This window comes from Streptomyces phyllanthi, from assembly GCF_009377205.1.
GTDB lineage: Bacteria > Actinomycetota > Actinomycetes > Streptomycetales > Streptomycetaceae > Streptomyces > Streptomyces phyllanthi.
This window is the reverse complement of sequence record NZ_VJZE01000483.1, coordinates 1-6,672: the sequence shown is the minus strand read 5'-3', so window position 1 is coordinate 6,672 and position 6,672 is coordinate 1. Positions and strand designations below refer to the sequence as shown.

Annotated in this window: 3 protein-coding genes, 1 tRNA gene and 1 pseudogene; 2 read left to right on the top strand and 3 right to left on the bottom strand. The window is 67.9% G+C overall.

Going from position 1 to position 6,672, the window contains the following annotated elements:
- Positions 1-134: 134 nt before the first annotated feature.
- The 3 genes from glxA to FNH04_RS38730 all read right to left on the bottom strand — a co-directional run bounded on the left by glxA (position 135) and on the right by FNH04_RS38730 (position 4,737).
- Positions 135-2,072, bottom strand: coding sequence for a radical copper oxidase GlxA (gene glxA, locus FNH04_RS38740; protein WP_152790633.1), 1,938 nt, complete (start codon positions 2,070-2,072; stop codon positions 135-137).
- The gene (locus FNH04_RS38735; protein WP_152790631.1) at positions 2,069-4,102 is read right to left on the bottom strand and encodes a glycosyltransferase family 2 protein; all 2,034 of its coding nucleotides are present in this window, start codon (positions 4,100-4,102) and stop codon (positions 2,069-2,071) included. The genes glxA and FNH04_RS38735 overlap by 4 nt, the downstream gene beginning before the upstream one ends.
- 561 nt (positions 4,103-4,663) lie before the next feature.
- A tRNA-Lys gene (locus FNH04_RS38730) sits at positions 4,664-4,737 on the bottom strand.
- 228 nt (positions 4,738-4,965) lie between these two features.
- Here FNH04_RS38730 and FNH04_RS38725 point away from each other — a divergent pair.
- Together FNH04_RS38725 and FNH04_RS38720 are read left to right on the top strand one after the other, a co-directional pair.
- On the top strand, positions 4,966-6,315 hold the full coding sequence (locus FNH04_RS38725; protein WP_152790629.1) for a peptidoglycan-binding protein: 1,350 nt from the start codon (positions 4,966-4,968) through the stop codon (positions 6,313-6,315).
- Between the two features lie 65 nt (positions 6,316-6,380).
- Positions 6,381-6,672, top strand: a pseudogene (locus FNH04_RS38720) (SPFH domain-containing protein); the annotation flags it as partial.

Genomic DNA, 6,672 nt, shown 5'->3' with positions numbered 1-6,672 from the left:
TTGTGGCTGGTCGCGCAGTTCCCCGCGCCCCTGAAGAACGCGCGGTTCCCCTCGCCCTGAAGAACGCGCGGTTCCCCGCGCCCCTGAAAGAAGTGGCCCCCCGCGCCGAGCGCCGGGGGCCACTTCTTCGGCCTCTACGGAACCCGCACCCACTGCGCCTTGCTTGGCGTCCCCTGGTCGTCCGTGACGAACAGCATGTACCAGCCCGACTGGACCAGGTTGCGGTTCTTCGGGACGGTGACCTTGAGGGTGTCGCCGGTCGCCTTGAAGTCCAGGGCTATGGACTTCTGGTCGACGTCGGTGACATGGGTGGAGGCGGACGGGCGGATCAGCCGGGCCGTCTTGACCTCCGAGGCGTGCTGCGTGGTGAAGGTCGCCGAGGCGCCCCGCCGAACCGTCTTCGGGCCCCCGGAGAGCGACGGCCGCGCGTTCCGGTACAGGTACGGCGGCGTGTAGATCTCGATGCGCTGCTCGAACTTGCCCGGCTTGGTGTTGGCCTTGTCCGCGTAGAGCGAGTCGGAGCCGAAGAACATCACCCGCCCGTCGGGGAGCAGGATCGAGCCCGAGTGGTAGTTGCGGCCCACCAGCGGGTCGGCCACCCGCCGCATGTCGCCGCTCTTCGCGTCGTAGAGCCGCGCCTGGAGGATGTCGGAGTCACCGCGGCCCCGGTAGTCCTCCGAGCCGCCCGAGATCAGGACGGTGTCGTCGGGCAGGATCGAGGCCTGCGGGTAGCGCGTGCCCTTCTCCATGGACGGGCCGTCCACGAACTCCGGGTCGTCCTTCAGCAGGTCGACGACGCGGGTCTTCTTGCTGGACCGCTGGGACTCGCCGACCCCGCCGCCGCCGATCACCATGTACTTCTCGTCCTGCGCGGGCGGCAGCAGCACCGTACCGGCGGTCTCCAGCAGCTTCTTGTCGCTCATGCCGGGGACCTTGGTGAACTTGTTGCTCCGCAGGTCCCAGATACCCGGGTCGCGGCCCACGTCGTCGGGGCCGTAACCGGCGTTCGCTCCCGAGTAGAACAGCTTGCCGTTCTGCATCAGGGAGATCGCCGGGTAGGTCGGGAACTGCCGGGTCTTCGGCGTGTACGTCCACGACCTGGTCGCCGGGTCGTAGACCTCGTTCTTGCCCGGCACCAGCTGGCCGATCTCGTCCAGCCCGGACAGGGACAGGACCTTGCCGTCGGACAGCGTGGTCAGCGTCGGGTACCAGCGCGCCTCGTTCATCGGGTCGACCTTGATGTACTTCTCGGCGACCGGGTCGAACTCGAAGGCGTCCCTGATGCCCTGGAAGTCCTTCTTGTCGAGGGCGAGCTTCTGCGCGATGCCGTACGTGTTGCGCGCGTCGGTACCCGTCAGGCCCTGGATCCGGTAGTTGTCCTCGGTTCCGGTCTCGTACTTCTTGCCGCTCCTGGCCGCCTCGACGTAGATACGGCCCAGACCGGGGTCGTTGCCGAGGAACGCGCCGGTCGCCGGGTCGAACTTCTTCTCGGCGCGCGGCACGAGCACCGGGTCCTTCGAGATGAAGGTCTTGCCGTTCTCCTTGCCAGTGAACTTGGTGCCCGCGGGCAGGGTGATCGGCTTGTCCGGGTTCTCGTTGTGGACGATCATCAGGCCGCCGGCCTTGGTGACGTCACCCTTGAGCTTCTCGTACCGCTTGGTGCCGCCCGCGATCAGCAGGTTGCCGTTGCCCAACTGCGTGTGGCCCGTGCAGAACAGGTCCTTGGGTGTCGGAACCCTCTTGATGGTGCCCTTGACCGGGTCCCAGATCCGGGTGTCGAACTTCTTCGCGTCGAAGTTGTCCGCGTTGTTGCCCGATCCCGCGATCAGCAGCACCTTGCCCGTGCGCAGCAGGGCGGCGTGGATCGTGTTCTGCCGGTACTCCTCGGGGAACTCGACGATCTCCCACTTGCCGTTCGCGGCCTTGTACTCGGGCTTGTTGATCTTGTACTGGTGGTACTTCTCCGAGCTGAAGCGGTACAGCCACGGCCCGTTCATCCCGGCCAGCGCCAGCACCACCGCCGCGCCTATCGCCAGACGGCGAGCACGACGGCGGCCTGCACGGTCTGTCATTTCTTACGTCCCCCAAGGGCGATCTGCATGGTCTGGTCGTTGCCCCCGTTGGTGGCCGCCCAGCTCGGTTTCTGCTGCGGGGCGTGCGACGCGTGACCCGCCTGCTGCGGTACATGGACCGAGTGCGGCCCGTGACCCGCGTACGGTGCCTGGTCCCCGTACGGCGCCGCCTGCTGGGCCGGCAGCGGCTGTGTCGACGAGATGGCGTCCTGCGGTTCGCCGGCCGGAGCCGCACCCGAACGCTTCTTCCTGTCCTGCCGCATCTGCCAGCGCCAGGCGAACATCGGCGAGGCGGTGATCAGCAGCGCGAACGTCGCCCAGATGATCATCGCGGGGTGGGCGTGGCCGAAGTGGAAGCCGGCGCCGATCGAACCACCGAAGATCGCGATGAAGTACCAGTGGTACCGGAAGGTCCCGAACCAGGTGTCCGGGCTGGCCGAGTCGCCCTTGGGGGTGACCACGAACTTGCTCTTGCGGCGCAGCGCGGAGTCGATCAGCGCCTTCGCGTAGAGCGGCGCCGACAGCGCGGACATCACCATGCCGGCCACACCGCCGGAGCCCTCCGGCTCGTGCGGCGAGACGTTGTGGCGGCGGTTCCAGACGTAGAGGCCGATCTGCAGGGCGGAGGCGTTGCCGTAGAGCATCAGCCAGATCGTCGGGTCGATGTTCACACCCGAGGCGCCCAGGCCCAGGAACAGCGCACAACTCAGCGCCGCCAGGATCCAGTTGAGGGCCGACATCGGGTAGAAGATGATCATCATCGTGTAGTTGAAGAGCTTGCTCGGCGGCAGCGAGTACCAGCCCTTCCAGTACTGCTTGAGGATCGTCTCGTACGTCCCTCGCGACCAGCGCATCTGCTGGGTGAAGAAGTCCGTCCAGGCGTTCGGGCCCTCGCCGACCGCGAGCACGTCCGGGGTGTAGACCGAGCGCCACTTCCTGCCCGTCGCCGGGTTCTTGTGGCGGTGGATCTCGAAGCCCGTCGCCATGTCCTCGGTGATCGAGTCGTACAGACCGCCGATCTGCTTCAGCGCCTTGATGCGTACGGCGTTGGAGGTGCCCACGAACATCGGGGCGCCGTAGGCGTTTCCGGCCCGCTGGATCAGCGCGTGGAACAGGAACTGCTGCGACTCGGCGGACTTGGTGATGGGGTTGTCGTAGTTGCCGTACACCTGGGGGCCGATGACGAAGCCGACGTCCGGGTCGCGGAAGAAGCCGAGCATCCGCTCCAGGTAGTTGGGCAGCGGGACGTGGTCGGTGTCGACCGAGGCGAAGTAGTCGTAGTCGTCGCCGTGCGCGTCCAGCCAGGCGTTGTAGTTGCCGTGCTTGGTCTTGGCGCGGTGCGGGCCCTTGGCCTGGTTCCACTTCGCTATGCCCTTGCGGGAGAAGTGGTGCACGCCGAGGCGCTCGCAGACGGCCTTCACCTCGGGGTCGTCACCCTCGTCGAGGAGCCAGACGTGCATCAGACCCCGGTGCCGGATCCTCACCGCGGCCTCCAGGGTCTTCGTCACCATCTCCAGCGGCTCCTTGCCGGGCACGAAGGAGGTGAGGAAGGCGACTCTGGTGCCGACCTCGGGCACGACCGGGACCGGGTCGCGGGCGACCAGCGTGGCGTGCGCGTTCGACAGCACGTTCATACAGCGGAAGAACTCGATCAGACCGATCGAGACCAGCATCACGACGTCGAGCGCGGGCAGGAAGTCGTAGGCCGGGTAGTCCCGTTCGGTCCAGTGCTCCGGCTGGAGCAGCCAGAACAGCAGCACCAGGGAGAGCACCGGAGCCGCGCCCAGCATCAGGGCCGCGCGTATCCGGTGGGGCTCCTGCGAGAGCAGCGAGCGGTACTGGACCTTGTACGGCCTGGTCGGATCGGGTTGGGTGAGAGGGCCCGCGAGCCGGCTGTAGTGCTCGTAGTCGTATCTGGGCAGCGTCTTCTTGATTCTGCGGAAGCTGCCGGTCCGGTGAGACTCCACCCTGAGCTGGGTTGTCTCGGACGGGTCGAAGTTCGGCCGGGCGCCCGTCGGCGTCGACGTCATGAGTCATCCCCCCGCACACACATGAGTGTGTGTTCGTCGGTTCTTCCGCCCGGCTCGGGTCCCCCTCGACCGTTCCCGGACGCATCAGTGGCAGGCCTGCGTCACCACATCATCCACACTGTATAGACACGGGACGCAAAGCTTCCGGTTGCATGATGCCCCCCTCGGCATCGGTTTTCGAACGAGGCCCTCTGCTCCCCCGCCCGGGCCCAAATCCGGCCCAAGCCCCCCAACTGCCATGTATCCGCAGCTTCTTACCGGGTCAGGGTTCTATGGTGCTCGGCATGATCGCAAGATGTGAAAGATGGCGGTTGCCGGTCATACGGGCATATTGGGGGGCTCTCATGTGCTCTTTCGGGCGTTTGTGTGCCTGAATGATGACATTGGCATATGCCTGAGGGGGTGTGCGGAGATGCACGGCAGGGGCGTGCGGAGGTGGTGTGCGCCGGCGGACGACGGGGAGCGCCCCGGAGTGGCGACTGGAAGCCCCCTGGAGCGAAGGCGGGAAGCCCCCGGAACAGCGAAGAGGCCCCTCGCCGTGCGAGAGGCCCCTTCGGTCGGTGCGCCGCCAGGGACTCGAACCCCGGACCCGCTGATTAAGAGTCAGCTGCTCTAACCAACTGAGCTAGCGGCGCCTGCTGACCCGGAGAACTCTACCGGACCCGGAAGCGTGCTCCCGACCGCCGTCCGCGCGACCGTCCCCGGAGCCGGTCTCCGGCCTCCCACCGTCCTCGTCGGCGTACCTCGTTCGAGAACGCCCGTACATCATTCGGACCGTCAACATGCGACACCCGGTGATGGTTGAGAAACTGGCGACCGTGCGGAGAAGCGGACATTTCCAGGTGGTGGGTGAAGGGAATCGCATGGAGACTCCGGTATTCGAGGAATTCGATCCCGCGAGTGACTGCGAATGCCCCGGATGTATGCAATGGCGGCGGATCCTGCCGCGTTCCCCGGCGTACGGGAACGCCGGTCGCCCGGCGGCCTGCCGTGCCCTCGTGCTGGCCGCCGCGGCGGGTTCGGCGCTCGGCGCGGGGCACACCGGGCCGGCGGTCGCGGCTGCCCATGGCCCCCTCCAGCCGGGCGTTCCCGCACGTGACGAGCCTGATACGCCCCAGGGGGCCAGGTCGCCGCTGTTCGGCCCCGCGGGGAAGGCGGTGGCTCCCGGAGACGTACCGCAGACCACCGACAAGCTCCCCGTGACCACCCGGTCGGAGATCATGAACCGGGCGGGGAAATGGATCTCCTCGGCGGTTCCCTACAGCATGACCGCGTACTGGCGTGACGGCTACCGGCAGGACTGCTCGGGATTCGTCTCGATGGCCTGGAATCTGGGCAGGAACGAATGGACGGGCAGCCTCGACAAGTTCGGTGTGCGCATTTCCAAGGAGGAACTGCAGCCCGGCGACATGCTTCTGTTCCACAATCCGCAGGACCCGCAGGACGGCTCGCACGTGGTCCTTTTCGGTGGCTGGACGGACTCCTCGCACACCTACTACACCGCCTACGAGTCGACCCGTCCGCACGCCCGGAGAAAGGTCACCCCGTACGCCTACTCGAGCCATTCAGACCGTTATGTGCCCTACCGCTACAAGGGGCTGGTGGCGGGGAGCGCGGGGCCGATGCCGGATGTGTCGTCCGGGGCGGAGAGTGCCCTTTTTCCCGGGACGGCGTACTTCGGGCCGGGCGCGCACAACGCGTACGTCACCCGGTTGGGGCGCATGCTCGTGGAGCGGGGTGGGGCGCGCTTCTACACCACCGGTCCGGGGCCGCGCTGGTCGGACGCCGACCGCAGGGCCACGCAGGCGTTCCAGCGGGCGCAGGGGTGGAGCGGAGCGGACGCGGACGGTCTGCCGGGGGCGATGACCTGGGCGTACCTGGTCGGCCAACTGGGCCAGGACATCCCGTCGGCGGGTGGCCGGCCCGAGTTGTCCGAGGCCTCCGACGACCGTGAGGAGTTCGACTCCCAGGAGGTCCCCGACTATCCCGGACGCGGGATGTTCCGGCCCGGCGCCTACAACCAGCATGTCACCCGGCTGGGGAAACAGCTGGTCAGGAAGGGGTTCGGCAGGTACTACACCTCGGGTCCCGGGCCGCGCTGGGGTGAGGCGGACCGGCGGAACGTGGAGGCGTTCCAGCGGGCCCAGGGATGGCGGGGCGGGGCGGCGGACGGCTATCCGGGGCCGGAGACATGGCGGCGGCTGTTCTCCTGACGGGCCGTGGCTGCGGCGGAGGCGTGGAGCCCCGAGGCGCGGAGGCATGAGGCACGGAGGCATGTATGAGTACGACCACTTCGCAGACACCCGAGCCCGAGCGGCTCACCCACCCGCACCGGCTCATCCGCAACGAGGCGACCACCGAGATCCCCGTGCATCTGCTGTTCCGGGACGACCCCGACCCGGTGTCCGTGCCGCTGGCGCCCGCGATCGTGGGGCGGCGGCGCGGGACGGGGGAGCAGCCGCGGGTGCGCCAGGGGCTGTCCGGGCCGGTGCGGCCGCGGCCCGTGCCCCAGGTCGACCCCGAGCTGGTCGAGCGGCCCGCGCGGGTGCTCCCCGGAGTGGCCGGGGTGC

What these genes read in the sequence shown, in the direction of transcription:
- glxA (WP_152790633.1), bottom strand. Translation starts at nt 2,072, where the DNA reads ATGACAGACCGTGCAGGCCGCCGTCGTGCTCGCCGTCTGGCGATAGGC.
- FNH04_RS38735 (WP_152790631.1), bottom strand. Translation starts at nt 4,102, where the DNA reads ATGACGTCGACGCCGACGGGCGCCCGGCCGAACTTCGACCCGTCCGAG.
- FNH04_RS38725 (WP_152790629.1), top strand. Translation starts at nt 4,966, where the DNA reads ATGGAGACTCCGGTATTCGAGGAATTCGATCCCGCGAGTGACTGCGAA.